The sequence below is a fragment of the Pseudomonas lijiangensis genome, assembly GCF_018968705.1.
In the GTDB taxonomy this organism is placed as follows: Bacteria; Pseudomonadota; Gammaproteobacteria; order Pseudomonadales; family Pseudomonadaceae; genus Aquipseudomonas; species Aquipseudomonas lijiangensis.
This window is the reverse complement of the sequence record NZ_CP076668.1, coordinates 3,119,846-3,144,595: the sequence shown is the minus strand read 5'-3', so window position 1 is coordinate 3,144,595 and position 24,750 is coordinate 3,119,846. Positions and strand designations below refer to the sequence as shown.

The window sequence follows — 24,750 nt, the reverse complement described above, 5'->3', positions numbered from 1 at the left end:
TGGGTTTTGTGAACATGAGCGATAACTCGACTTCAACAGCGGTTCCCCAGCCTGCCGAAACGCCTGTTGTCAAATCTTCCCGTCGCGGGCCAGTGCTGCTGGCGGGGTTGTGCCTGGTGGCTGGAGTGGCCGGTGCCATGGGCTGGTTCATGCACAAACCCAAGGTGCCGGTGGCTGCAATTGCCAGTGACAAACTGGGCATGAGCCGTCCGGACGGCCTGCTGGAAACCCGGTCCCTGAGCCAGTTGCCCAGGGACCTGCTGGCCGTGCCGTTCCTCAAGGAAACCCTGACCGAAGATTTCGTCTTCTATTACGAAACCCATGCCGATCGCCTCGGCCTGATCGGCAGCCTGCGCAGAATCATCTACGAATACGACCTGAAGTTGCAGGACACCCTGATCGAGCAACTTCTCGATCAACCGGCGGATATCGCCCTGTGGCGTGGCAAGGATGGCCGGCTCAAGGATTTCCTGATGGTCATGGACCGCGGAGGCCTGGCCAAGACCCTGGAGCCGCTGCTCAAGGTGTTGTACGACACTCAGTTGAACAACATCGGCGTGCTGAAAGTGGGTGCCGACGAGGTGCCGCTCTATCAGCTCAGCTACAACGCCAGCAAATCGCTGGTATTCGCTTCCCACGGCGACAAGCTGGTGGTGCTGTCCAACCCGGCGAGGCTTGTGGGGCCGGACACTGCCACCCATGAACCGACCTCTTCCGGCATGAGCCCGTCTGACGAGCAGGAGAACGGTTCCTCGCTTGCACCCGGCAGCGTTTCCACCGAAGCCATGGCCGCGTTGCTCAACGGCGACAAACTGTTCACCGAAGCCTTTGGCCTGGAGCCACGCAAACCAGAGGTCAAACAACGCCTGTCGGTCAACTCCAGTGTTCTGGCCATGGGGTATCAGCGCTTTATCCCGAATTTCGCCGGCCTGCGTTTCGAGATGGACGACAAGGGCTGGCACAGTTTCCTGGCCATGGACGAACTGGAGAACCAGCCGGATCTGAATTTCAAACCCATCTGGCAAGCTATGCCCATCGGCGCCAGTGCCTGCGTGGCCTTGCCGCTGGCGGCCACCCAGCAGAAACCGCTGCTGGTCAAGCTGGGTGCGCAGGATGCTGTGGCCCAGGCGCTGACTGAACACATCTCCGACTCGGCAGGCCTGTGCTGGTACGCCGACTCGCGTCTGTACACGCCACTTCTGGTTGCCAGCCTCAAGCCCAAGGAAGCCTCCAGCCTCGATGCAGACCTGGGCAACCTGTTCGGTTCCATGGTCGGAGCCTATGAGGCCAACGTCGCCGAAAAAGTATTCCCAGTGATCGAGAAGCAGGAAGGCGAAACCCATCAATGGCAACGTCAGGTCAGCACCAACTTCGGTCCGTATCTGGCTCGCAATGCCGAGAACCCGGACGCCATCACCGGCAAGGCCTTCATGAAAGTCAGCCTGGCACGTCATGGCTCGACGCTGCTGTTTTCCCTCGACGACAAGCTCGTGGACAAAGCCCTCGGCACCCTCGACAAGCGTTTCCCGCCGCTGGCCGATGTATTGCCCAAGGACTCCCTGGTGCCGGTCTACTTCAACCCCGGCTCCATGGCGCAACTGATGCAGCAGGAAACCCTGGGCAGCCTGCCCAAGGACATGGAACCGGTGTTTTATAACGCCGCGCAGACCCATCTGATTCCCAAGCTGCGCAAGCTCGGCGGTTACGGCAAGTACGCACTCACGCTGCCGGAAGGCACCGAGCCCGACGGCCACTGGCAATGGTTGCCGCTGGAGTGGAAAGCCCTGTGATCACCCTTGTTCGAGGACTTGTCCTGTTGACGATGCTGCTGGGCAGCCGGGCCTTTGCCAGTGATGTGCCGCCCCTCGATGCGCAGCAATCCCAGGTGTTTCGTGCCTGGTTCGTGCGTATCGCCCAGGAGCAATTGGCCCAGGGCCCCAGTCCGCGCTGGTATCAGCAGGATTGCGCCGGCCTGGTGCGCTTCGCCAGTAACGAAGCGCTGAAGGTTCATGACGACAAATGGCTGCGCAGCAATGGCCTGTCGAACCGTTATCTGCCGCCTGAACTGCAACTGAGCGAAGCACAGCGAGGGCTCGCCCAGCAATGGCAGCAAGGTGGCGGCAAGGTCGGCCCGTATGTGAATGCAATCAAATTGATCCAGTTCAACAGCCATCTGGTAGGGCGCGACGTGACCCAGGCCCGACCCGGCGACCTGATGTTTTTCGATCAGGGCGACGACCAGCATCTGATGATCTGGATGGGCCGCTACATCGCCTATCACACCGGCACCACAACCCCCACTGACAACGGCATGCGCTCCGCGAGCCTGCAGCAACTCATGACATGGAAGGACACCCGATGGATACCCGACGCTGCCAACCCCAATTTCATCGGCGTCTATCGACTCAACTTTCTCACCCAATGACCGGTGCCCGCATGCTGCGTATCTGCTCTCTGATTTCATTGCTTCTGGCACTGCTGATCCCCGTGGCCAATGCCCACGCCGAGGACAGCGTCGCCCCCAGCGGTTATAGCCCGGTGCCCGGTGAAAGCTTTTTCCTGCTGGCGGACAGCAGTTTTTCCAGCAATGAACAGGCGCTGGTTCGCCTGGAAGCGCCGGGACGTGACTATCGCCGGTTTCGCATGGAGCCTTACGGCGGCGCAGACATTCGCGTCTACCGCATCGACAAGCCGCTGGATTTCCTCAAGCGGCAGAAGAACCTGCACCGCGTGGTCAGTGAAGGCCAGTTCAAGGGCGAAGGCTTGTCCAACACCCTGGCTTACCTGTGGGACAACTGGTATCGCACGTCCCGTCGTGTGATGCAGAGAGCGTTTTCCTACGAGTCCCGCAAGCAGGTGACCGAGGAAGTGCCTGAACTGAAAATGGGCAATGCCATCGCTGCGCCTACACCTTTCGAGGCTCAACCCCAATTTGCCCTGATCCCCGGCCTACCGGTGGTCAGCCAGTTCCGTTATCCGCTGTGGGAAGCAAAGCCGATCCAGCCACCGGCTGGCGTTGACCTGAGCGGTTCGTCCAGCAAGTTCGTCACGGTCGTGCCGGGTAACGTCTATATCCCGCTGGGTCAGTTGAAGCCGGGTCTGTATCTGGTGGAGGCGCTGATCGGCAAGTACCGCGCCACGACCATGGTCTTCGTTTCCAATACCGTGGCCGTGAGCAAGATTTCCGGTGACGAGCTTCTGGTCTGGGCCGCCCGCAAGCAGGACGGCGGCTCGGCCGCCAAGGTCAATGTGCTGTGGACCGATGGCCTGGGCGTGATGAGCAGCGGGGCGACTGGCACCGATGGCTTGCTGAGATTGAAACACGTCAGCCCCGAACGCTCGTTCGTGATCGGTGAAGACGAAGAGGGCGGTGTCTTCGTTTCGGAAAACTTCTACTACGACAGTGAAATCTACGACACCAAGCTGTATGCCTTTACCGACCGGCCCATGTACCGGCCCGGTGATTGGGTGTCGCTGAAAATCGTCGGTCGCGAGTTCAAGAACGCCCGTGATTCCGTTGCGCCGACCGCTGCGGATGTGGACGTGACCGTGCTCGACGCCACGGGAACTGCACTGCAATCGCTGCCACTGAAATTCGACGCCGTGTCGGGTGCCCAGGGACGTTTTCAGTTGCCGGACAACGCCGTGGCGGGTGGCTATGAGCTGCGTTTCAGCTACAGGGATCAGGCCTATAGCAGTGCCTTCCGTGTGGCGGAATACATCAAGCCGCACTTTGAAGTGTCGCTGAATCTGGCCAAGCAGGACTATGGCACCGGCGAGCCGGTAAAGGGCAATCTGGTACTTCTGTATCCGGACGGAAAGCCGGTGGCCAATGCCAAGGTGACCCTGAGCCTGCGCGCCCAGCAGTTGTCCACGGTCGATAACGAGCTGCAATACCTCGGGCAATTCCCGGTGGAACTGACCAGCACCGAACTGACCACCGATGCCAAGGGCAATGCGCCTCTTGATCTGCCCGCTGCCGACAAGCCCAGCCGCTACATGCTGACCGTGTTCGCCAGCGACGGCGCGGCGTATCGGGTCAAGACCACCCGGGAAATCCTGATTGATCGTGGCGCAGCCAGTTTCCGTCTCACTGCTCCCCAGCGATTCAGTGCCGTGGGCGAGAAGGTTGCTTTCAGCTATCAGAGTGAAGGCGGCAGCGAGCCGGTCAAGGCGGTGACGCCGAGCAGCTATAAATGGGTTCGTCTGGAAGACCAGGCCAGTGGCGGCGACAAGCTTGCGGCTACAGCAAAGGATTTCAGCCTGAGCTTCGACCGTCCGGGCACCTACAACCTGACCCTGCTGGACGAGCATGGACGCTTGCTGGGCGCCACCGGGCATTCTGTGACTGGCGACGGCGTCAAGGCCGTGCCGGGCACCGTGGAAATCATCTTCGACAAGCCCGAGTACAAGGTGGGCGACGAAGCCCTGGCGCTGATCACGTTCCCCGAGCCGGTCAGCGATGCGCTGCTGTCCCTGGAGCGTGACAAGGTCGAGGCCACGGCCTTGCTGTCCAAGGGCGGCGACTGGCTGAAGATGGAGAAGCTCAACAAAACCCAATACCGTGCGCGGATTGCGGTAAAGGAGAACTTCGCGCCGAACCTGACCTTCTCGGTCCTGTACACCAAAGGTGGCCAGTACAGCTTCCAGAACGCCGGGATCAAGGTGGTTGCGCCGCAGATAGACGTCGCCATCGCCACGGATAAGGAAGACTACCAGCCGGGGGATATCGTCTCGGTGGACCTGACCACACACTTCGCTGGCAAACCGGTTCCGGCGCACCTGACGGTCAGCGTGGTAGACGAAATGGTCTACGCGCTGCAACCGGAAATCGCACCGACCATCGACCAGTTCTTCTACCACCCGCGCCGCAATAACGTGCGCACCAGTGCCAGCCTGTCGTTCATCAGCTATGACGTGGCATTGCCGGGCAGCCCGACGGCGCCGGGCAAGGCCAACCGCAGCGAGCGGGGCGTGAAAGTGCTGGAGCGGCCGCGTCGTGAGGACGTCGACACCGCTGCATGGGAGCCTGAACTGGTGACCGATGCCAACGGCAAGACGCGCTTTACCTTCAAAATGCCGGACTCGCTGACCCGCTGGCGCATCACGGCCCGGGCCATCGATCAGAACGGTCAGGTCGGGCAGAAAAAGCAGTTTGTACGTTCGGAAAAACCGCTGTACCTGAAATGGAGCGGCCCGACGCGGTTCCGCGCAGGCGACCAGCCTGATCTGGGTGTGTTCGCTTTCAGCCAGGCGGATAAACCCGTCAAGGCCGAGCTGGTGACGCATTACGCCGGTGCCGAGCAGCGTGTGCCCGTCACCCTGAACAAGGGTATCAACTACATCGCGCTGCCAGGGTTTGCACTGGCCAGTGGCGAGTGGACGGCGCAACTGGTTCAGGACGGAAAAGTCGCCGATGCCCTGGCTGTGAACCTGACCGCGACCGGTGAAGGCTGGCAGGTGACGCAAAACCAGAGTCTGGACGCAATCAGTGGCGACAATCCGCTGACCTTGCCGAACGATGCAACCGGTATTCGCCTGCGCCTGGATGACAGCCCGCAAGCGTTGTTCCGTTCGGCACTCGACGATTTGCTGAGCTATCCCTATGGCGGCGTCGAGCATACGGCCAGCCGCTTGTTGCCGCTGAGCATGGCCTATCCGATCCTGTCGTCGAACCCGCAAGTGAGGGATCGCCTGCGCCTGATCATGCAGAACAGCCGTTTGCGACTGGTGCAAATGGCCGGTCCTTCGGCGAGCTTTACATGGTGGGGTTATGACGTCGAGCCGGATGCATTCCTGACCGCCTACGCCTATTACGCCGACTGGCACGCCAGCAAGGCCCTGGAGCTGCAACTGCCGCCGGAACACTGGCAGCGGGTGCTGGAGGTGTATGCAAAACAGGCCAGAAACACGCCTTTGCTGCAGCGTGCGCTGATCCTGTCGTTCGCCAGACAAATGCAATTGCCGGTCAACACATTGCTCGGCGGCCTGATGGATGATCTGGCGAAAGCCGGTGAGGGCCCTCAGGCGAACCTGCTGGACAGTGGCGAAGACAGCATCGTCATGAGCGCCCCGGATTCTGCGCTGGGACTGGCGGCGGCGCGTGCGCTCACCGCTTCTCTGGCCAAGCAGTCCAAGGTGACATTGCCGGAGGCCTTCAGCCGTCAACTGCAGGATGCCCAGCAACGTCTGGCGGTCAGCTCCCAGCCCTTTGCCGAAGCCTTGAACCTGTCGCTGCAAGGCTTCGATCAGGGCCGTGCCCATGCCTTGCTGCAACGTCTGCTGCCACAGCAATCGACCCTGGAGCGGGCCCTGGCCTTGAGCTGGTTGCAACGCAGCATCGAGCAGGCTTCGCCCACCATCGCTCTGGCACCGGGTGAAGGCTGGAAGAAACGATACGGCGACAGCGGTGAAATGTACTGGATCTGGCAGGGCGCTACTCCCGTGCCTGCGGTATTGTCGTTGTCCGGGACCCAGGAGCGTCCGCTGCGGGCCTTGCTGAGCTATCAGACCCGGCAACCGGCAATCGATCCGATGGCGGTGACCATCACCCGTCGCCTGTCGCGCCTTGTGCCGGGTGACGAAGCGTTCAAGTTCAGCCTCCAGGCGGTCGATGGCAAGCCCTTGTCCAGTGACAGCCTTTACCTCGACGAAGTGATCATCACCAGCAAGGCTGCCAAGCCGCTGCGCTACGGCATGATCGAAGTGCCGCTGCCACCGGGCGCGGATGTGGAACGGACCACCTGGGGCATCAAGTTGCAGGGCAAGGCCGGGACCGAACCGGCGGCGCTGGAAAAGGCCCGCTTTGAGCCGGGGCAAATGGCTTATGCCATTCCGGTGGACGCCCTGAGCGGCGAGTTGCGGGTACGGCATCTGGTGCGCTTCTCGCAAAAAGGCCAGTTCAAGCTGCCGCCGGTGCGTTTCACTCAGGTCTATGCGCCGCAGAATCAGGCCCTGGAAACGAAACCCGCTTATGGTCAGGTCAAGGTCAACTGACATGATCCGGCGTCTGTCATGGCTGGTACTGCTTTTACTCCCTGCGCTGGCAACGGCGCAGGAAGAACCCTTGCAGATGGGGTTCAAGGGCGAGCTGCTGTCTTTGAGCCAGACCCGACTGCTGTCGCGGGAGCCGTTGCCTGCGGATTTGCAGACCCCGCTGGGCAGTCTCTGGAAACTCTTTGTCTATGCATGGCTGGTGGATACCGATGCTCATGAACCGGCCTATGAGTGTCGCGGCCAGTCGAAAGAGGAAGTGTATTGCTGCACGGCCGGTGGCAAGGTCGAGCGCGATCAGGCGCTGGTTAAATCCTGTGGCTTGTACTTCGAGCCGCAACGCCTGGCCATTTCCGAAGCAGACTGGCGTTCGTACTGGCAAGCGCGCAAGGCCCCGCAATGGTTGCTCGGTCTTCAGTCGTTGCAGCCTGCTACACAAGTGCCTGTGGCCGAACTGCTCGGGATACTGGCGGTGTTGCCAGCGCAGGAGCAGGCGAGGCGGGTATTGCTGGATGTGGTGCTGAACGCCGCTGACGGCAATGTTGTGGGCGAGCTGGGCGGCTGGTTGCGGGTGAAAACCTGGAGCTGGTTCGAGGACCGCGACAGCGGACTGCGTCAGGGCGGGTTTGCCGGCTGGACAGTGGATGGCACGCCTGTCTGGGCCCAGGGGCGCGGCACCAGTCAGACGGTTTTGCGCAACTACAGCGAGGCCATCGCTTCGGTGGTGCCAGCAGGCTGGCCTGCGGAGCCTGGGCGTTGTGTCGAAGTGGACCTGTTTTCACGCTATCCGGTGGAGCGCGTTCTGGCCGCTGGCCGTGCTGTGGAGTCGGGGCCTTTGCTGGGGGATTATCGCGTCGAGTTCGCCAATGGCAATCAACTGGACATACACAGCGACGGCGAACTCTTTCTGCTGAAGGACAAGCTGGTGGCGCGTCTGGACCGTGAGGAATACGTCGCCCGTGTGCTCCAGCGCGAAGCTTCGGCCAATCCGCCCGAAGCGGCCAAGGCCCTGGCCGTCGCGATTCGCACTTACCTGCTGCAGAATGCCAGTCGTAACGGCGAGTGTCTGGCCATCGACGACAGCAGCAATCGCCAGCGCGTCGCCCCGCGCCCGGCCTCTGCGGAGTCCCGCCAGATCGCGGCCTGGACCAGCGACCTGGTGCTGGCCGGCAGCAATATCACCTATCACTCCACTGAGCCCGGTTCCGACAAGCTCTCCTGGCTGCAGGCTGTGGAACAGGCCGAGGCCGGTCAGCGTTACGACGCCATTCTGTTGCACGCCTACCCGCGCACCAGCCTCAGTCGCTGGGACAACCCGGTCGCATCCTGCCGGGCGCTTCCAGCCGCCCAGGACTGGCTGCAAAACCAGCGTCGGGGCTGGCGTCAACGACTCGAAAGCGAAGCGGGCTACAACGAAGTCAGTACATTTGCCGTCTGCCAGCTGGCTTTCGGCAACCCCTATGTCGACCGTGAGCGCAAACGTATCTACGTGCGTGGCGTGCTGTCACTTCAGGACCGCCTCGACCTCACCCATGAATACCTGCACCTGGCCTTTGAAGCACACCCTGACGGTCAGGATGAAACCTATATCGAAGGCCTGGCCCGGCGTCTTTTGCTGGAATAGATCCCTGGAGTGCTGTGATGCAGAAAACGATTCCATGCCTGCTCTTGCTGTCCGTTGCCCTGACGGGATGCGGCCCCAACGAACTGGTTTCCAGTCTGCCTGCACCCGATGGCAAGCATCACGTCGAAGTTCGCCGGTGCCCTGAGAGCGGGTCCATGACATGGGGTGAAAAGCTACAGGTTTCCGTTCTTGATGCTGGCGTATCGGCAGCGTGCCAATCCGCCGTGGAAGCCTGGGCGCAGTTTGATATCGACACCCCCGAATCTCCGAAACCCGATCAGTTACAACTCCAATGGGCGAGTGATACCGAACTCAGAGCCTGGTATCCGGGGTTCAAACCGGGTGATGGACCCCGGAGCTGGACTTACAAGCCGAACACACCGGTCAAGGTGAGCTTCCAGCCCAAAGAATGATCTGTGGTGATCAGTTAAGGTCAATGAATCACTTTGTGGGAGGCAGCTTGCTGGCGACTTCAGCGTACAGACGCAGAATATCTGCCAGTTTCAGGCTTTTTTCGCCAGCAAGCTGCCTCCCACACGTTTCGTTTGTACCTTGATTTCATGATCGGCATGAATCCGTGGGAGATTACCCGCCGCCTCGGCGCCGCGCTGTCGCGCAGCAAACAGGTGCCATGTGTTGCGGACTGAGTGTTCGGCTTGAGGCCGCCTTGCGCCTTTACGGCGTGTCACTTTGGCTCACCGAAACAAAAGGGGGCCGCCGTAAAGGCGGAACCGGTAGAACCAGTACATACCGCTAATGGATATGTACACCGGAGAACGTTTCTGCCTCACAAAAAAGACGTTTTAATTCATGGTATTGAGTTTTGTTTGATGAGAGGGGCCTTGGCCGCGACAGCTTCATCATCAGCTTCAGGCGCTGAAAATGTGTTGCCTATAAGCAGGTCGTCGCGGCCAAGGCCCCTCCCACAAGTTAAAGGTATGCCTTGGCTTCACGGGTATGACAGGCCGCTCGGCACAGCATATTGGCTGCCGTCATAGTCGAGAGTGAGTCTGGAACTGGCAGGTTTGCCCTCGGTTCGTTGGCAATCCTCACCCTTGCGCTGGTTCCGGGTATGGATGACCTTCTCGTCGATATCCAGGCTTGAAAAGCCATGGCTGTTTTTCTTTGCCATGGACAGGGTGCGCAGTGTCCGGGTGAATTCACCGTCGCACATGCCGTCCCATTCGCCGCCGCTTCTGCTGACTTCCAGTGTATTCATGACCGGGCGCAATTGTGTGCCGTCGAGCACATAGAGGTTCAGGGTCGTGCTGGCGAAAGGGTTGACCCTGGATGCGCCGTCGTAAGATATCCGCACGCCGAAAGCCCTGAGCTGCGGCGTCAGCTGATAGCGGGCAGTGTCCAGGCTGAGGCTTTCAAAAGAAATGGCGTCCGAGGTGATTGCAGCACTCTGGTAGTGCCGGGCAACGATCTTGCCACTGGCAGCGTCGGCCATGATCACGCCAAGGCCATAGTCACCCTGACCCTCTTCATCCACCGTCTCGGCAAAGGGCAGGGCCGCCAGTATCTGTCCGGGATTGGCTGGATTGACCTTGCATACAGCGCGTTCGCTGTCGAACTTCAAGTCGGGTTTCAGGGTGTTGGCCCAGGCTTGCAACTGATCCGTACAGTCGGCAGAGGCCAGCAGAGGGAAGAAAAGCAGCGCCAGGGCGGCAAATTTAGTCATTGCGGAATTTCCATGCTGCGGAACTGATTTCACGAATCTAGGACTTTGGTGACGTACGCAAGGTGCTCAAGGCCATCCAGCCCAGCAGAGCCACGCCCAGCACCAGTACGGCCCACAAACCAATGCGTTTCCAGTCGATGCTGCTCTCGGCGGCCTGTGCCAGCCTGACCGGTTCGTTCAGCGGCTCGGCGCTGCTCAGGCTGCTCATCTTCCGGGCGTTGTTGTCCGGGATCAGGGTGGCCAGCGGCAGGTTGGCAGGCTTGGCGCTCGGGTTGCCGATCGCCAGTGAGAACGGGCCGTTGCCCCGTGCCAGAAACACGACCTGAGGCGCCTGTACGGCAAACCGCAAGGAAGGTGGCTGGCTACCCAGGCCGCCGCCGCGTTCATCCACTTCAAGTTTCAACTGCCGCACCACTGTGCCGGAGGCCTGTATTTCATCCTGAATCACGTCCTGACCATTTTGTGTCAGACGGTAAAGCAGGCCGTTGCCCAGCGTCTGCCACGTGCTTTTGCTGTCCGGTCGTCCGTACAAGGTGCCGGGCGCCAGGCTGTTGGCCTGGGCGATATCGAGTTTCAGGCGCTCGACGGGCAGGGCTGCGGGCAATTGCCAGAGGTAAGTGCCGGGTTTTTCAAGGCTGCCTTCCAGCGGTTGCGACCAGGTGAGAGGCACTTGCGGTGTGTCGCTGCTGACGCTGAGCAGTTGCGCGGAAGTCAGCGTTGGCGCGCTGTCTGGCGTATTCCACAACAGGCGCAGATAACGCGCCTTGCGACCCGGCAGATTGACCTGGCGCTGTTGCACCACATCGTTGGCAAACGACAGGCGCGCTACCTGGCCTTCACCCCAGGCTTGCCAGTGTTGCAGGTCATCGCTGGCCTCGATGCTGAAACGCTGGAAGCCTTCACGCTCGGTGCTCCAGTCCAGAATCAGTTGTTTCAGGGGCTGCTTGATGGCGCTGGTGTCCAGCAGCCAGCCGCGCAGCACTTCTTCGCCCGCTTCAATGGCACCTTGGGGCTGCACTTCGACCAGCGTGCCGCTGGCACTGCGTTCAACACGGATTTTGGGGGTGCTGTCGGCAGCGTCTGCGCTGTTGTACAGCGGGAACCATTTGACTGAAACCGGCGCCGGTTCCTGCCGTGGCTGAATCGGGTCATAGGCCAGCGAATAAGCCTGAGCCTGGCCTTCACTGTTGAAGACCCGCAAGTCGCCCAAAGCACTCTGACGCGAGTTGAGCTGCACGGTCAGTGGCAGTTCGATGCGATACCAGGGGCCGCCGCCGTTGAGTTTCAAAGGCGTGTGGCTGGCAAAGTCGGCCGGGTTGTCCTGAGCGCTGGCGAGGGGCGAGCCCAGCATGGCCAGGCTGCACAGCACGATCTTGAACAGCGGTTGATGACTCAAGAAGGTAATCCTCATGATCAATGTGTTTGCGTAGTGTTTGACGGTTTTTTCGGTGGAAGCGGGGCGAAGTAACCCACCACCAACAGCAGAACGCCAACACCGATAAAGGACACGATGCGTGCCATGCCTCCCCGGTCGCTCAACTCGACCAGGAACAGTTTGGCGACCACGACGCCGATCAACAGCGCGCCGGTGATCCAGATCTCACGCTGGCGGCGAATATGGCCGCCGATCATCAGGGCCAGTGCCATCAGGGTCCAGACGATGGACAGCACCGCCTGATCCAGCATGGGGTCGATTTCGTGCCAGGCCCAATGCCAGGCCGTGCGCAGCACCGTGGCGGTAACCAGGGCGAACAACGAAGCGCCAGCGATGATTACCGCCAGCCGTTCGGCGCGGGGTACGGTCATTGCGAGTTGTGGCAGCTTGTTGCGGGTCCAGTTCACGATCCCCAGCAGGGCGAACGACAAGGTCAGATCGAGCGGGTTGAGCAAGGGCACATAAGGCAGAGGTTCGGCGTAGCCACGGCTGTAAGAGTTGGTCAGCCAGAACCACGCCAGCAGCAATAGCGCCACGGGCAGTGCGGCCCACACGCGATAAGCCCTGGCATGGTCGGTCACCGGCCAGATCCAGGTTCTGTTGGAGGCCATTGCAAGCAGGTACAGACTGGGCAGCAATGTGCCCATCGCGTTCCACGCGCTGTTAGGGGCATTGGAGCTGACCAGCATGTCTATGCCGTAGAACAGCTCGACGCTGAGGATGAAGAGGGTCAACCAGCAACCCAGAATATGGGCCAGTGACTGCGCCTTGCGGGGCAGGAGATCTGCCAGGCGGCGCAGGGAAAACAGATGCACGGCCAGCAATGCGCCCCAGCCCACCCAGGCCCAATGGGCAAAAAGGTGTTGGGTGTCGGTCATCGCGCCGACTAGCAGGATCAGGCTGACAGGTGTCAACCACAGGCTCAGCGCCGCCAGTCCGCTCCAGCGCCAACGCAGGGCCAGCAAGGTCCATATGCCTATGCTCGCGGCCACCGACAGCAGCAACCAGGTCGGGAACAGGGTGTGCGACGAGAAACGCATGAGCGCGATGACACAGGCCAGACCCCACCACAGGCTGCCCCAGACCAGCAGGATGCCTGACAGCACGCTGTCCTTGAGGTAACGCAGGGCTTTGATGCGATGGACGAACAAGGCACTGAGCAGGGCGGCGAGGGCGATGATCATGGGCGTCCAGAAATCGCCTTGCAGCGTCAGGGAGTACCACTGGAACATCTGGTGAATGAACGCCAGTCCCGCAGCAACCTGCAACAGCAAGCCAAAGCCGCGAGCCAGCACACGTTGCTGACGCAGGCCCAGCCAGAAAATCGCCGCACCCTCGATGGCCCAGGCGCTGGTGGTCCATTGCGCGCCAAGCCCCAAGGGAATCGCCAGTGTGGCGAAGACGACGCCCAGTGCCAGGCAGGTTTCCACCAGCAACAACGCGCGACCCGGTGCCCTACCGGAGAGCAGGCGAGCGATGCCCATGTACAGCAGGCCCAGCGCCAGCGCGCTGAAAGCGGTGCCGAACTCCATGTCGCGGGTCAGCGCATATTGCATACCGAAGCCTGCGAGGGGCGTACCAAACAACAGCGTGCCATCGACATAGTCGCCCTGACGCCTGGACCAGCGCAGCATCGATTCGCGGCTGTCATCATCGGGCGCATCATTGCGCTCCTGCAGTTTGTGCCGGGCGAACAGCAGGCCGATGGCCAGGTACATCAGGAAGAACAGGATCAGGAACGGTTCGACACTCCAGAACAGCTCCGGCTTGTACGAGCGCAAGCCCCAGGCGAAACCGATACCGAAGGTCCCGACAAAGCCAATCAGGTTCAGCAGGCGCCAGGCCTTGAGCCAGGCAATGGCGAAAATCCCGGCATTGAGCAGGGCAAAGTAACTGAACAGCATGACATGGCTGCCCTGGCCGGTAGACGACAGGATGGGCGCGGCAAAACCCCCGATCGTGGCGGCGCAGGCCAGCGCCAGCGAGTTTTGCGTGACGGCCAGCAGGGTCGAGAACAGCATGACCGCCACCAGCAAGACAAAGCCCAGGCTCGGGTCCAGCAGCTCATGCACCCGAATGGCACCCAGGACCGTCAGGTACAACACGCCGACTCCGGTGCCTTGCATCATCAAGGCGAAGTTGGCGTTGCGTTGACGCAGCCACCAGCCCAGGCCCAGCAACGCCATGGCGCTGGCAGCGACGCTTGCATAGCGTGCTTCGATCGGCACCACCATGCCTTCGGTGGCATAGCGCAGCAGGAACGCCAGCCCCATGAACAGCACGACTGCGCCAACCCGCAGCACGGTATTGCCACCCAGCAGCCAGTTTTTTGCCGCCTCGAACGCAGCATTCAGCGGGTTTGCCCTGGAACGTTCGGGTGCAACAGGTTGCGCAGTCGGCTTGATGCCAACTTCGGGTTGCGCAGTGGCGGGCAATTCTTCCGGCAAGTCCCAGATCAGTTCCGGCCCGCTGTCCTGGGTCGCGACAATAATCGTATCGTCAGGAAGCGGCGCCGTGGCCTGTGCCGCTTCAGGCATGGCGGTTGGCGACTCCAGGCGAACAAGGCGTTGCTGCAGGGCGTCGATCTCTTCTTTTTGCCTGACGGATTCTGTGCGCAGCCTTGCAACTTGCTGCTTCAGCCAGATGCCCAGAGCCAGGAGAGCAAGGCACAGGCCAAAGAGCCAGGCATAAGGTGGGTTCTCGACCAAGTATTCAAACGTTTCCAGCCCGATTTCCAGAAGAGTGAGCAGCACGCGGCGACATCCTTTTAGACCAGGAACCGCTCACCTTCGAGCGTTTGGCGATAATTGAAATGATAGTACTTAACAGCCGGACATGAGTTGACGTATTGCACAGTCAATCATTGTATTAGGCAACTTAAAGTGATTTCGAGCCTGCTTGAATAGTACACCTGTACTATTTTCCGACCGCCAGCCAGACCGTATAACGGCCTGCGCACTTCTTGTAGCGCCTCATCCGGAGACAGAAAAACCAGTCTGTCGTAACAACTAATGGAGTTTGGGATATGAGGTTCCTGATAATTGTTCTGTCGGCCCTGACGCTTGGCGGTTGTGCCAATACACCTTTGGGAAACCTGCTGAATAACCAGCGTTTTCAGACGACGGATGACGTGCAGGCGTCCTGGGTAGGTTCGTCCCTGGACGATCTGATCATGTCCTGGGGTACCCCGCAGAACAGCTTTCCAATGGCGGGAGGTGCAGCCAGCATGATTTCTTATGAATATGTCTGGCTTGCAGGCGCGAGTGGAGATAACCCCAGATATTCCCGATGTGTTCAACGCTTCCTTGTTGAAGGGGGCATTATTACCAAATGGGGCATATCCGGAGGCTGTCCGAAACAACCCAAGAACGCCAAGTCGATTCCAGACACGCCCGTGCCCAAGCCGACACTGTAAGCTTACAGCGCGTATATCCATCAATAACCTGTTAGCCTATTCCGCCGCCTTAACAGGCGATGCTTTATCCTCGCCAAACGGAATTTGAATGCAGACTTCACCGCTTTTGCCACACCCGCCACGACCTGTGGTCATTTTGGGTTCCGGGCACGCTGTGCCTGAACGGGTGGTCACCAGTGCCGAACTCGATGTCGAGCTGGGTCTGGTGGCGGGGAGTGTGGAGCGCATCAGCGGCGTGGTCCAACGGCATGTCGCCAGCCGCACCGAAACCGCCGCCAGCCTTGGCGCCATTGCGGCGCGCCATGCCTTGCGTGCGGCCGGTGTCGAGCTGGAACAGATCGACCTGATCGCCTGCGCCAGCGGCACCATGGATCAGGGCCTGCCATGCAACGCCGCCTTGCTGCACCGCGAACTGGGTCTTGGCCAGTCCGGCATTCCAGCCATGGATATCAATGCCAGTTGCCTGGGCTTTCTCGCCGCCGTCGATACGTTGTCATGGCCCCTGATTGCCGGGCGTTACAGGCGCATTCTGCTGGTGTGCTCGGATATCGCTTCCTGCGGTCTGGACTGGCAGCAGGTCGAAGTCAGCGGAATTTTTGGCGATGGCGCGGCCGCCGTGGTGCTGGGCGTCAGTGATGGTGGGCCGAAGATCCTTGCCTCCAGCCTCAAGACCTTTTCCGAAGGCGCGCACCTGTGTCAGATCCCTGCCGGTGGCTCGCGTTTTCACCCGCGTCGTATCGACACGCCGTTCGAGCCGCTGACCAGTTTTGCCATGCAGGGCAAGGACGTGTATCGCCTGGCCGCCAGGCACTTGCCCACGCTGATGGATGAACTGCTGACCCAGGCCGGACTGGCTCAGGATGAGATTCACTGGGTCATCCCTCATCAGGCCAGCCAGCAAGCGCTGCACCATGCGGCCAGACGCCTGGGCTTTGAAGCGGACAAGGTCATCGACATCTTTGCCCGGCACGGCAATCAGGTGGCCGCTTCGCTGCCCACTGCGCTGGACATCGCCATTCGCGACCAGCGTATCCTGCGTGGCCAGACGCTGATGCTGATCGGCACCGGCGCGGGCCTTTCGCTTGGCGGCATGATCCTGGAGTACTGATGAAAGTTCTGGTTACCGGCGGTACCGGGTTCATTGGCCGACATATCGTCTGGCGACTGGCCTCCCGGGCCTTCGAGGTGCAGTTCAGCGGTCGCAACCCAGCGGCAGCCGCCGAGGTCATTCGCCACAGCCCCGGTGCCGTGAGCTGGCTTCCCTTGCAGCACGGCACACCGGAGGCCGCCACTGCACTGGGCGAAGCCGCCCGAGGCTGTGACGCCATTGTTCATTGCGCGGCATTGTCTTCACCCTGGGGAACGCCGCAAGCCTTTACCCAGGCCAATCTGGATTCCACCGATGAAGTGCTCCAGGCCTGTCGCATTAACGAGGTGAAGCGTCTGGTGCATCTATCGACGCCCAGTCTGTACTTTGCCTTTCGTGATCGTCTGGACATTCGCGAAAACGATCCGCTGCCACCGGCGGTCAACGAATACGCCCGCAGCAAGGCACTGGCCGAAACTCGAGTGCATGAAGCAGGGCTCACCGAAGCGGTGATCCTGCGCCCGCGTGCGGTCTTCGGCCCGTGGGACGGCACATTGTTGCCGCGCCTGTTGCGGGTCATGCAGCGTGGGCGAATCCCGCTGATGCGTGGCGGTCAGGCGCAACTGGACCTGACCTGCGTCGACAATCTGGTGCATGCCGTGGAGCTGAGCCTGAGCCAGCCGCTGCCTCGGGCCGTGTGCACCTATAACGTCAGTAACGGCACGCCGCTGGCTTTCGAGGATTTGCTGCAGCGTATCGCCGAGCAGTTTCGCCTGAACCTGCGCACCCGTCATTTGCCCTGGCGACTGGTGGACACCGTGGCGCGGGTACTGGAAACCCGCGCCCGGCTGACGGGCAGCGGCGAGCCGCTATTGACCCGTTATGGCGCTGGCGTGCTGGCATTCAGTCAGACCCTGAACCTCGACGCTATTCGCAACGAACTGGGTTATCGACCCGTCATGACTCAGGAAGAGGGCATTCGCCAGCACGCCCAGTGGTGGCTGGCCCGGCAAGGAGCACAAGGTTGAGCCGTACCGTCAGCCTCAACGTCTTGCGCGCCGGTTGGTGCCGACACCTGGAATGCATGGCCGATCGTGGCGGACGCATTGCGTCGACCCGTTTCCCTGCACTGTGCGGCCTGATTCGCCACCCCGATGCGGGCTGGATACTCTACGACACCGGTTACGCCGAGCATTTTTTCAAGGCGACCCAGAAGCTGCCCGAGCGCTTGTATCGCAGTGCAGTGCCTGTGCAATTGCCCGTGCAGGAGCAACTGCTGGCTCAACTGCACGCGTTCGGTATTCACCCGGATGACATTCGTACCCTGATCATTTCCCACTTCCACAGCGACCACATCGCGGGACTCAGGGATTTTCCCAAGGCATCGTTCATTGCGCTGGATGCCGACCGCCGACAGATCGAAAGCCTGCGCGGCTCTCGCTGGCGCGCCACCTTGGGCGGTCATTTGCCCGCATTGTTGCCGGACGATTTCGGCTCACGGGTGACGCTTGCCGACCACTGCACGAAGGTTGCGCTGCCCCAATGGATGGCACCTTTCAGCCAGGGCCTGGATTTGCTGGGCGACGGCAGCCTGATCGGCGTGCCGCTGCCGGGGCACAGTGAAGGCCAGCTTGGTCTGTTTATCCCCGATGCCGATGGGCGTCCGGTGTTTCTGGTGGCCGACGCCTGCTGGTCGGTGCCCGCCTGCCGTGCCGAGCGCCTGCCAGCCTGGCCCGCGCTGCACTTTGTCAGTCACGATGCCAGGCAATACCGCCAGACCTACAGCGACCTTGGCACTTTGATTCGTCGAGAGCCGGCCGTGGCGGTGCTGCCGTCCCATTGCACCCAGGCCTGGGAGGCATTCGCTCATGAGCAGTGAAAAACTGATGGGGGCTCTGTGCAGCGCCCTGAGTTTCATCAACAGCCGCTACCGGTTGCGCTTCACCCGCCGTGAGCAACTGGAAGCCTGGCAGGCCCGACAGCTGCAGCACTTTTTGCAAAACGTGCTGCCCCAGGCCCAGCGTTTCAAAGGCTTGAATATCAGCGATCTGGCGGACCTACCGCTGATGGACAAGGCCACTCTGATGGGCGACTTTGCCGGGTTCAACACCCGCGGCCTGAGCCTGGAACAGGTCTTGCCCATTGCACGTCAGGCAGAGGAGTCACGGGACTTCAGCCCGACCCTGGGCGATATGACGGTGGGGCTTTCCAGCGGCACTTCCGGCAATCAGGGCGTGTTTCTGGTCAGTGCACTGGAGCGTCAGCGCTGGGCTGGCATCCTGTTGGCGCGAACCCTGCCGCGTCGCTTTCTGCCGCGCTTGCTGTGCTTCTGGCGCGAGCCCTTGGGAATTGCCTTTTTCCTGCGCGCCAACAGCCGTCTCTACACCACCTTGTCCAGTCGCCGTATCGACTTTGCCTTTCACGACCTGACCCTGGGCCTCGAGGCATCGTTTGAACGCCTCAATGCGCAGAACCCCGATGTGCTGGTGGCCCCGGCCACGGTATTGAGGGGGCTGGCCGAGGCCAGGCTGAGCGGGCGGTTGACGATAAGGCCCACGCATATCCTGTCGGTGGCCGAAGTGCTCGAAAGCGATGATGCCGATGCCGTGCTCAAGGCCTTCGGTGTCGCACCGCAGCAGATCTATCAGGCCAGTGAAGGTTTTCTGGGTTACACCTGCGAGCAGGGCACCTTGCACCTGAACGAAAGCCACCTGCATATCGAACCGCAATGGCTGGATGCCGGACACACGCGCTTTCAGCCGATCATCACCGACTTCTCCCGGCGCACGCAGATGATCGTGCGTTACCGGCTCAATGACATTCTGCGTGTCGCCCAGGCACCTTGCCCTTGTGGGCGAGTCGAGCGGGCGATTGCGGCTGTCGAAGGCCGTGCCGATGACATTCTCTGGCTGCCCAGCCTTGCAGGCGACCGGTTGCAGGCGCTTTATCCCGATGTCATGCGCCGCGCCTTGCTGATGCATGGCACGGCGCTTCAGGAATATGAAATCCATCAGCAGGGCCTGCACTGGCAAGTCAACTTGCTGGCTCGCGACGATCACGCCAGCCTGTGCCAGGCCCTGACCGACAGCTTTCAGGCTCTGTGCGCTGATCACGCCTTGCAGCCACCCGGGTTGAGCTTTGGTCATTGGCAGGCGCCACCGCCACATGCCAAGCGTCGACGTCTGAAACTGCTGCAATTGCCCGAGGGCCTGCCATGCGCGTACTGATTCTCGGGGCGCGTGCGCCAGCCTGTCTGGAATGGGCGCGGGCTTTTGACGAAGCCGGATGGCATGTGATCGTCGGCGATTCTCTGGGCCAGCCACTCAGCCGTTTCAGCCGCTCGGCACAGCAGTTCGTGCGCCTGCCGGAGCCAAGACAGGACCCGGCCGCCTGGATCGAGGCCCTGGCGAAAGTGATCGAAACCCAGGGCATCGACTTGCTGCTGCCCACTTGCGAAGAAGTGTTCTACCTGTCTCACGGTCTTGAACGGCTGGCCCCGCTGTGCCGTGTTCTGACCAGTGACTTTGCACTGTTGCACCGCCTGCATCATAAAGGCCGGTTCGCAGCCATGACCCAGGGCTGGGCGCTGGCGGCTCCCGAAACCCGACTGCTGACGGATCGTCAGGCCGTGCTGGCCCTGGCTGCTGAAGCCGGGCAATGGGTATTCAAACCGGCGTATTCGCGTTTTGCTTCCCAGACCCTGATTCGCCCGTCGGCCAGTCAGTTGAGCAAGGTTCAACCCGACAACGCTTCACCCTGGGTGGCGCAGCGTTTTATCGACGGGCAAGAGTTCTGCAGTTTCAGCGTGCTGATCGATGGCGAACTGCGCGCCCACAGTTGCTACCAGCCGCGCTACCGGGTGGGGCGTGGCTCGGGGATCTACTTCCAGCCCGCCGCGCCGCAAGCCGTGCGCCAGTTTCTGGAACAGTTCGGCCAGGAAACCGGCTACACCGGGCAAGTGGGCTTTGACTTTATCGAGGACCGCGAGGGCCGGTTCCATGTGCTGGAGTGCAATCCGCGAGCGACCAGCGGCGTGCATCTGTTCGACGATCAGCGCAGCTTTCTAGTGAGCAGCCTGCACGAAAACTGCGAGAAGGTGCTGGAGCCGACGGGTGATCCGCGCATGATCGCACTGGCCATGCTCTTGCTGGCGGCCCCGCAACGGCTGTTGAGCAAGGCGTTCTGGCGCGATTACCACGCGGCCCGGGATGTGGTCGTACAGAAAGGCGACTTCTGGCCGCTGGGCGCTCAAGTGTTGAGCCTTGCAGAAATCATCTCTCGCTCCGTTTCCCGGCGCTGCGGTCTGTTGGCAGCTTCCACGGCGGATATCGAGTGGAACGGTCAGGCGCTGAACGAGCGTCCACGATGAAGCTGCTATTCCCGGAACAACTCCTCAGCGAGCAGGCCAACCCGGACGACAGCCATGCCCGGCATTATGTCCGCGCCTGCGCCACCGCGGGCCTGATCGGCAATGTCAGCACCCGCATGGCGCTGCTCGACACCGGTACTCAGGCGTTTCCGGTCAGCATCAACGATGGCAATGAACCTGACGATAACTGCTACGTGGTTTCCCCCCGCACGGCCTACAGCGGCTATGCCCGGGAAGAACTCAAGCGCCTTGGCCGACCCTGGCTGACCTGGCCATTGCAGTTGCTGACCCGAAGCGTTGACCTGCTGCTGAGGGCGGCCAGGGTCGACAGGCTGGTGCAGGTCAACAACTGGCTGCTGTCCACCAATCTTTACCCGGCCCAGTGGAATGTCGCCGAACTGCCGGCGATCAGCGCCTTTTTGCAGCAGGCTTTCCCGGATCATGCCTTGTGCTTTCGCTCCATCAACGACTTCAGCAACCGGGAATTGCGAGAGCATCTGCAAACCCTCGGCTACCTGAGCATTCCCAGTCGTCAGGTCTATCTGTTCGATGGCCGGGCAGGGGACGAGGCTGAATTTCTCAAGCACCACAACGTGGGCATGGACACCACGCTCTTGCGACGCGCGCCCTACGAAGTCGTGCCGGGCTCAGTACTGAGCGACGCGGATTTTCAGCGTATCGAACATCTCTACAACCTGCTTTATCTGGAAAAGTACTGCATCCTGAATCCGCACTACAGCGCCCGCTGGATGCAGCGCGGCCAGAGTGAAGGCTGGCTCGATATCCGCGTTCTGCGCAGGCCTGACGGACGTATCGACGGCGCCTTGGGCTGGTTTGCCAATGACACAACCCTGAGCACTCCCATCGTGGGCTATGACACGGCTCTGCCGCAAAAGACGGGTTTGTATCGGCAACTGACCTGCCTGTGCCTGCTGGAAGCTGCGAAACGGCGTCAGGTATTGAATTTCAGTTCCGGTGCCGCCGGGTTCAAGCGCTTGCGTGGTGGTCAGCCCCAGATCGAATACAGCCTGATCCGCGTTGCCCATCTGTCTTGGGGCCGTCGGCTGGTGTGGACGTTGCTCAGTTGCCTGCTGCATGGCATTGGCGTGCCCCTGATGAAGAAGCTCAAGTTATGAATCCTCTTGCCCAGTGGTGGCCGGTCGCGCTCAGTCACGAATTGAAGAGCGCGCCCCTGGCGTGCCAATTACACGACACGCCGCTGGTGCTTTTCCGGGCTGAAGACGGTCGCGCCGCTGCGCTGCCGGATCGCTGCCCGCATCGTTTTGCGCCCCTGAGCGCGGGCAAGGTCCGTGACGGGCAGATCGAATGCCCTTATCACGGTTGGCGATTTGCCGCTGACGGACGTTGCACCCGCGTGCCCGGCACCGAGCATGCTCCAGGCAGCAAGCCGCTGCTCGACAGCCTGGCCTGTTGCGAAGCCCATGGTCTGGTGTGGGTCTGCCTCAGCGGGCAACCTCCTGCAATGCCGCCGGTTGCGCCTGCCGAACAAAAGCAGCCACTCGACACGTTCTGGATCACGGACAGTGTGCAGTGCTCGCTGCAGGACGCTGCGGAAAACTTCCTCGACGGGTTCCATACTCATTTCGTCCACGCCGGCTGGATACGCCACGACCGCAAACGGCAGAAAATCAGCGCCAGGGTGCGGCCACTGGCCGATGGCATCGAGGCGCTGTACAGCGAGGAGGGCAAGCAGTCAGGGCTGATCTCGCGACTGCTTGAAGGTGAGCGGGGCAGCAGCATGGGGCGCTTCCGGCTGCCGGGCCTGGCGGAAATCGAATATCGCGATCGCCACGACGGCCTCAGCCTGCTGGCCAGCACATGGCTGACTCCGTGTGGCGATGGACAACTCCGCGTGTTTGCCCGGATTGCCACGGCACAAGGCTGGCTGCCGGCTGCGATCAAACGCCTCGTTCTGCAAAAGGCGTTTCGGGTCATCCTGCGCCAGGACCGACAGATCCTCCAGCAGGTCAGCGCCAATCAGCGACGTTTCCAGGCATTTCCGGTGACGCCGCTGGATGGTCCTCAGGATCTGCTCGGCCCGGGGATCCGGTGTTTGCTGGAACATGGACAACCGTTGGTTTTTGAAGAGCGGCAATTGGATATCTGGCTTTGATGGCGTACTTAGTGTGCTTATCGCGAATGAATTCGCTCCTACAGAATTCCATTTTAATGAGTAGGAGCGAATTCATTCGCGAATATCCCGGCGCAAAAAAAAGCGTCCCTGAGGACGCTTGAAGATTCACCTTTACCAAAGGAGTCGTATGGCCATAAAGGTGAAGTTACAACGCTATTTTCAGCCTTCCGACTTCTTCATCTGTTCGGCGCGAGATTTCTCATCGGCGCTGACCAGTCGTGAGGGTGATGATACGGTGCGGATCCTAACGGGAAGGTGAGCTGACTATTACAATATTGTTAGAAAAGTTACTGTGCGGAGTACTTTAATAACGAATGAACGCAGTTTGTAATATCAATGAACCGTCTCGCTGCGCTTATATGAAACACCCGTTGTAACGTCTTTACTTATTTATGGATTATTCGACGGAAGTATTAAACTTCCTGGCTCGCCTTCAGGTCACTGAACCAAGCGCAGACTTCTTGCGTGTTCTGCCACTGACTTCAAGGACTACCACCATGATTCGCGATGACCGTATTACTCCGGGCGCTGATCCCGCCTATGTCCATCAGGATGCTCATACCATTGCGCCAGTGCTCAAGCGTATTTCCTGGAGTGCGATACTGGCCGGTGTCGTGCTGGCCATGGTTGTTTCATTGCTCCTGAACCTGCTGGGCACGGCTATCGGCAGTGCCAGCATCGATCCGATCGAGGAAGCCAACCCCATGTCCGGGATCGGCACCGGCGCCGGTATCTGGCTGGTCGCCAGTTCCATGATCTCGTTGTTCGTCGGCGGCTGGGCAGCAGGACGCCTGGCCCAACGCGAGGGTGCATTCCATGGTTTGCTGGTGTGGGCCAGCGTTTCTCTGATCACGGTCTATCTGGTGTCCAGCGCTGTCACGGGCGTGGTGCGCGGTGGCTTGAATCTGGCGGGCAGCGGCATGTCGGCACTGGGCAGCGGCATCGCTCAGGTCGCGCCTGCGCTGGGTGACAGGATTCAGGAACAACTGCGTGCGCAAGGTATCGACTTCAACCTCAACGATATTCAGGGGGAAATCGAAACGGCCATGCGCCAGACCGGCAAGCCGGAGCTGAACCCTGACACTGTCCGGCAGGAAGCCGACTCCGCCCAGCAGGACGCGCAGAATACTGCCCGCCAAGGTGCGCAGAACCCTCAGCAGGCCGATGAGCAACTGGGTAGCCTGATGGATCGCATCAAGGAGAAGGGGGATCAGGTCTGGGATGCAGCCGACCGCCAGGCCATGGTCAATCTGATCAAGGCCCGTGGCAACAAGACCGATGAAGAGGCCAACCAGATTGTCGATCAGGCTCAGGCCAGTTATCGCGAGGCTTATGCCAGGTATGAGGAGTTGAAAGCCCAGGCCGAACAGAAAGCCCGTGAAGCCGCCGAAGTGACTGCCAAACGGGTTTCCCAGGCTGCCTGGATGCTGTTGATCACCATGGTGATTTCCGGTCTGGTGGCCGCAGGTGCCGGTGTACTGGGACGTCGTACCCAGCCGCCCGTCAAGGCGGTGGTTTCCTGACCCAGAGCTTCAGGCTGAAGGCTCCCGCGCAGTGTGCGGGAGCACGTTTCAGATCCAGCGATCGTTCTCGGCCGTCATCTCTCCGGTATGCTCGCCGGTATTGATGACACCACGGGGTTCGACCAGCAGAATCCTGGCTTCCCGCGTTGCACAAGGCTTGTGCTCGATACCTTTGCCGACTACATACATTTCTCCCGCTCCCAGAGTGACCTTGCCATCGCGCAGGTGAATCTCCAGCTCGCCTTCAATGACGATAAAGACTTCATCGGTATCGGCATGGCTATGCCAGATAAACTCGCCTTCGACCTTAACCAGCTTGAACTGGTAGTCGTTCATCTGCGCGATGACCTTGGGTGTCCATTGCTCCGAAAACAGGGAAAACTTTTCGGCAAAGTTGATGGCCGTTGCAGATACTCCATTCACAGAAAGCCCTCGCTTCAATCCAGAGAATGGCGGCCTGGCGTT

At 60.7% G+C, this 24,750-nt stretch carries 18 protein-coding genes; 14 read left to right on the top strand and 4 right to left on the bottom strand.

Translation table 11 applies throughout. From position 1 onward, the window contains the following. Positions 1-14: 14 nt before the first annotated feature. The 5 genes from KQP88_RS12880 to KQP88_RS12860 are packed head-to-tail and all read left to right on the top strand — an operon-like array spanning position 15 to position 9,030. Positions 15-1,790, top strand: coding sequence for a DUF2138 domain-containing protein (locus KQP88_RS12880; protein ID WP_216703246.1), 1,776 nt, complete (start codon positions 15-17; stop codon positions 1,788-1,790). Continuing rightward, on the top strand, positions 1,760-2,425 hold the full coding sequence (locus KQP88_RS12875; RefSeq protein ID WP_407681805.1) for a DUF1175 domain-containing protein: 666 nt from the start codon (positions 1,760-1,762) through the stop codon (positions 2,423-2,425). Before KQP88_RS12880 ends, KQP88_RS12875 begins: the two co-directional genes overlap by 31 nt. After that, positions 2,422-6,996 (top strand): alpha-2-macroglobulin family protein, encoded by a 4,575-nt coding sequence (locus KQP88_RS12870; protein WP_216705951.1) that lies wholly within the window; start codon positions 2,422-2,424, stop codon positions 6,994-6,996. The genes KQP88_RS12875 and KQP88_RS12870 overlap by 4 nt, the downstream gene beginning before the upstream one ends. A gap of 1 nt (position 6,997) precedes the next feature. Further along, positions 6,998-8,617: a DUF2300 domain-containing protein gene (locus tag KQP88_RS12865; protein WP_216703244.1), complete on the top strand. Its 1,620-nt coding sequence runs from the start codon at positions 6,998-7,000 to the stop codon at positions 8,615-8,617. Between the two features lie 17 nt (positions 8,618-8,634). After that, on the top strand, positions 8,635-9,030 hold the full coding sequence (locus tag KQP88_RS12860) for a hypothetical protein (RefSeq protein WP_216703243.1): 396 nt from the start codon (positions 8,635-8,637) through the stop codon (positions 9,028-9,030). A gap of 536 nt (positions 9,031-9,566) precedes the next feature. Here the strand turns inward: KQP88_RS12860 and KQP88_RS12855 are convergent. The 3 genes from KQP88_RS12855 to KQP88_RS12845 all read right to left on the bottom strand — a co-directional run bounded on the left by KQP88_RS12855 (position 9,567) and on the right by KQP88_RS12845 (position 14,462). Further along, positions 9,567-10,301 carry a PA3715 family protein gene (locus KQP88_RS12855; RefSeq protein WP_216703242.1) on the bottom strand — a complete coding sequence of 245 codons (735 nt, stop codon included), beginning with the start codon at positions 10,299-10,301 and terminating at the stop codon, positions 9,567-9,569. A 37-nt stretch (positions 10,302-10,338) separates the two neighbouring features. Further along, positions 10,339-11,652, bottom strand: coding sequence for a DUF3999 domain-containing protein (locus KQP88_RS12850; protein WP_253950607.1), 1,314 nt, complete (start codon positions 11,650-11,652; stop codon positions 10,339-10,341). Positions 11,653-11,714: 62 nt separating this feature from the next. Further along, positions 11,715-14,462, bottom strand: coding sequence for a DUF2339 domain-containing protein (locus KQP88_RS12845; RefSeq protein WP_407681837.1), 2,748 nt, complete (start codon positions 14,460-14,462; stop codon positions 11,715-11,717). Positions 14,463-14,761: 299 nt separating this feature from the next. Between KQP88_RS12845 and KQP88_RS12840 the strand changes: the two genes are divergently transcribed. From KQP88_RS12840 to KQP88_RS12800, 9 genes are all read left to right on the top strand, one after another. Then, positions 14,762-15,151 carry a hypothetical protein gene (locus KQP88_RS12840; protein WP_198726299.1) on the top strand — a complete coding sequence of 130 codons (390 nt, stop codon included), beginning with the start codon at positions 14,762-14,764 and terminating at the stop codon, positions 15,149-15,151. A gap of 88 nt (positions 15,152-15,239) precedes the next feature. Next, positions 15,240-16,259, top strand: coding sequence for a 3-oxoacyl-[acyl-carrier-protein] synthase III C-terminal domain-containing protein (locus KQP88_RS12835; protein ID WP_216703240.1), 1,020 nt, complete (start codon positions 15,240-15,242; stop codon positions 16,257-16,259). Continuing rightward, entirely contained in the window at positions 16,259-17,266 is a 1,008-nt protein-coding gene (locus KQP88_RS12830; protein WP_216703239.1) for an NAD-dependent epimerase/dehydratase family protein, read from the top strand. Before KQP88_RS12835 ends, KQP88_RS12830 begins: the two co-directional genes overlap by 1 nt. Then, positions 17,263-18,117, top strand: coding sequence for an MBL fold metallo-hydrolase (locus KQP88_RS12825; RefSeq protein ID WP_216703238.1), 855 nt, complete (start codon positions 17,263-17,265; stop codon positions 18,115-18,117). Before KQP88_RS12830 ends, KQP88_RS12825 begins: the two co-directional genes overlap by 4 nt. Beyond that, the gene (locus KQP88_RS12820) at positions 18,107-19,465 is read left to right on the top strand and encodes a F390 synthetase-related protein (protein ID WP_216703237.1); all 1,359 of its coding nucleotides are present in this window, start codon (positions 18,107-18,109) and stop codon (positions 19,463-19,465) included. Before KQP88_RS12825 ends, KQP88_RS12820 begins: the two co-directional genes overlap by 11 nt. Further along, on the top strand, positions 19,453-20,607 hold the full coding sequence (locus tag KQP88_RS12815) for an ATP-grasp domain-containing protein (RefSeq protein WP_216703236.1): 1,155 nt from the start codon (positions 19,453-19,455) through the stop codon (positions 20,605-20,607). The genes KQP88_RS12820 and KQP88_RS12815 overlap by 13 nt, the downstream gene beginning before the upstream one ends. Further along, complete coding sequence (locus KQP88_RS12810) at positions 20,604-21,743, top strand: hypothetical protein (RefSeq protein ID WP_216703235.1); 1,140 nt, start codon at positions 20,604-20,606, stop codon at positions 21,741-21,743. The genes KQP88_RS12815 and KQP88_RS12810 overlap by 4 nt, the downstream gene beginning before the upstream one ends. Further along, complete coding sequence (locus tag KQP88_RS12805; RefSeq protein WP_216703234.1) at positions 21,740-22,741, top strand: aromatic ring-hydroxylating dioxygenase subunit alpha; 1,002 nt, start codon at positions 21,740-21,742, stop codon at positions 22,739-22,741. Before KQP88_RS12810 ends, KQP88_RS12805 begins: the two co-directional genes overlap by 4 nt. Before the next feature lie 518 nt (positions 22,742-23,259). Then, the gene (locus KQP88_RS12800; RefSeq protein WP_216703233.1) at positions 23,260-24,285 is read left to right on the top strand and encodes a hypothetical protein; all 1,026 of its coding nucleotides are present in this window, start codon (positions 23,260-23,262) and stop codon (positions 24,283-24,285) included. 48 nt (positions 24,286-24,333) lie between these two features. On the opposite strand, the gene KQP88_RS12795 is transcribed toward KQP88_RS12800, so the two are convergent. Then, a complete protein-coding gene (locus KQP88_RS12795) occupies positions 24,334-24,708 on the bottom strand; it encodes a cupin domain-containing protein (protein WP_216703232.1) in 375 nt (124 codons plus the stop codon). Positions 24,709-24,750 lie beyond the last annotated feature (42 nt).

Bases quoted from the DNA above. Each gene is read 5' to 3' on its own strand.
- KQP88_RS12865 (WP_216703244.1), top strand. From the start codon at position 6,998: ATGATCCGGCGTCTGTCATGGCTGGTACTGCTTTTACTCCCTGCGCTG.
- KQP88_RS12880 (WP_216703246.1), top strand. From the start codon at position 15: ATGAGCGATAACTCGACTTCAACAGCGGTTCCCCAGCCTGCCGAAACG.
- KQP88_RS12855 (WP_216703242.1), bottom strand. From the start codon at position 10,301: ATGACTAAATTTGCCGCCCTGGCGCTGCTTTTCTTCCCTCTGCTGGCC.
- KQP88_RS12875 (WP_407681805.1), top strand. From the start codon at position 1,760: ATGGTTGCCGCTGGAGTGGAAAGCCCTGTGATCACCCTTGTTCGAGGA.
- KQP88_RS12800 (WP_216703233.1), top strand. From the start codon at position 23,260: ATGATTCGCGATGACCGTATTACTCCGGGCGCTGATCCCGCCTATGTC.
- KQP88_RS12820 (WP_216703237.1), top strand. From the start codon at position 18,107: ATGAGCAGTGAAAAACTGATGGGGGCTCTGTGCAGCGCCCTGAGTTTC.
- KQP88_RS12840 (WP_198726299.1), top strand. From the start codon at position 14,762: ATGAGGTTCCTGATAATTGTTCTGTCGGCCCTGACGCTTGGCGGTTGT.
- KQP88_RS12850 (WP_253950607.1), bottom strand. From the start codon at position 11,652: ATGCTGGGCTCGCCCCTCGCCAGCGCTCAGGACAACCCGGCCGACTTT.
- KQP88_RS12805 (WP_216703234.1), top strand. From the start codon at position 21,740: ATGAATCCTCTTGCCCAGTGGTGGCCGGTCGCGCTCAGTCACGAATTG.
- KQP88_RS12870 (WP_216705951.1), top strand. From the start codon at position 2,422: ATGACCGGTGCCCGCATGCTGCGTATCTGCTCTCTGATTTCATTGCTT.
- KQP88_RS12860 (WP_216703243.1), top strand. From the start codon at position 8,635: ATGCAGAAAACGATTCCATGCCTGCTCTTGCTGTCCGTTGCCCTGACG.
- KQP88_RS12830 (WP_216703239.1), top strand. From the start codon at position 16,259: ATGAAAGTTCTGGTTACCGGCGGTACCGGGTTCATTGGCCGACATATC.
- KQP88_RS12835 (WP_216703240.1), top strand. From the start codon at position 15,240: ATGCAGACTTCACCGCTTTTGCCACACCCGCCACGACCTGTGGTCATT.
- KQP88_RS12810 (WP_216703235.1), top strand. From the start codon at position 20,604: ATGAAGCTGCTATTCCCGGAACAACTCCTCAGCGAGCAGGCCAACCCG.
- KQP88_RS12815 (WP_216703236.1), top strand. From the start codon at position 19,453: ATGCGCGTACTGATTCTCGGGGCGCGTGCGCCAGCCTGTCTGGAATGG.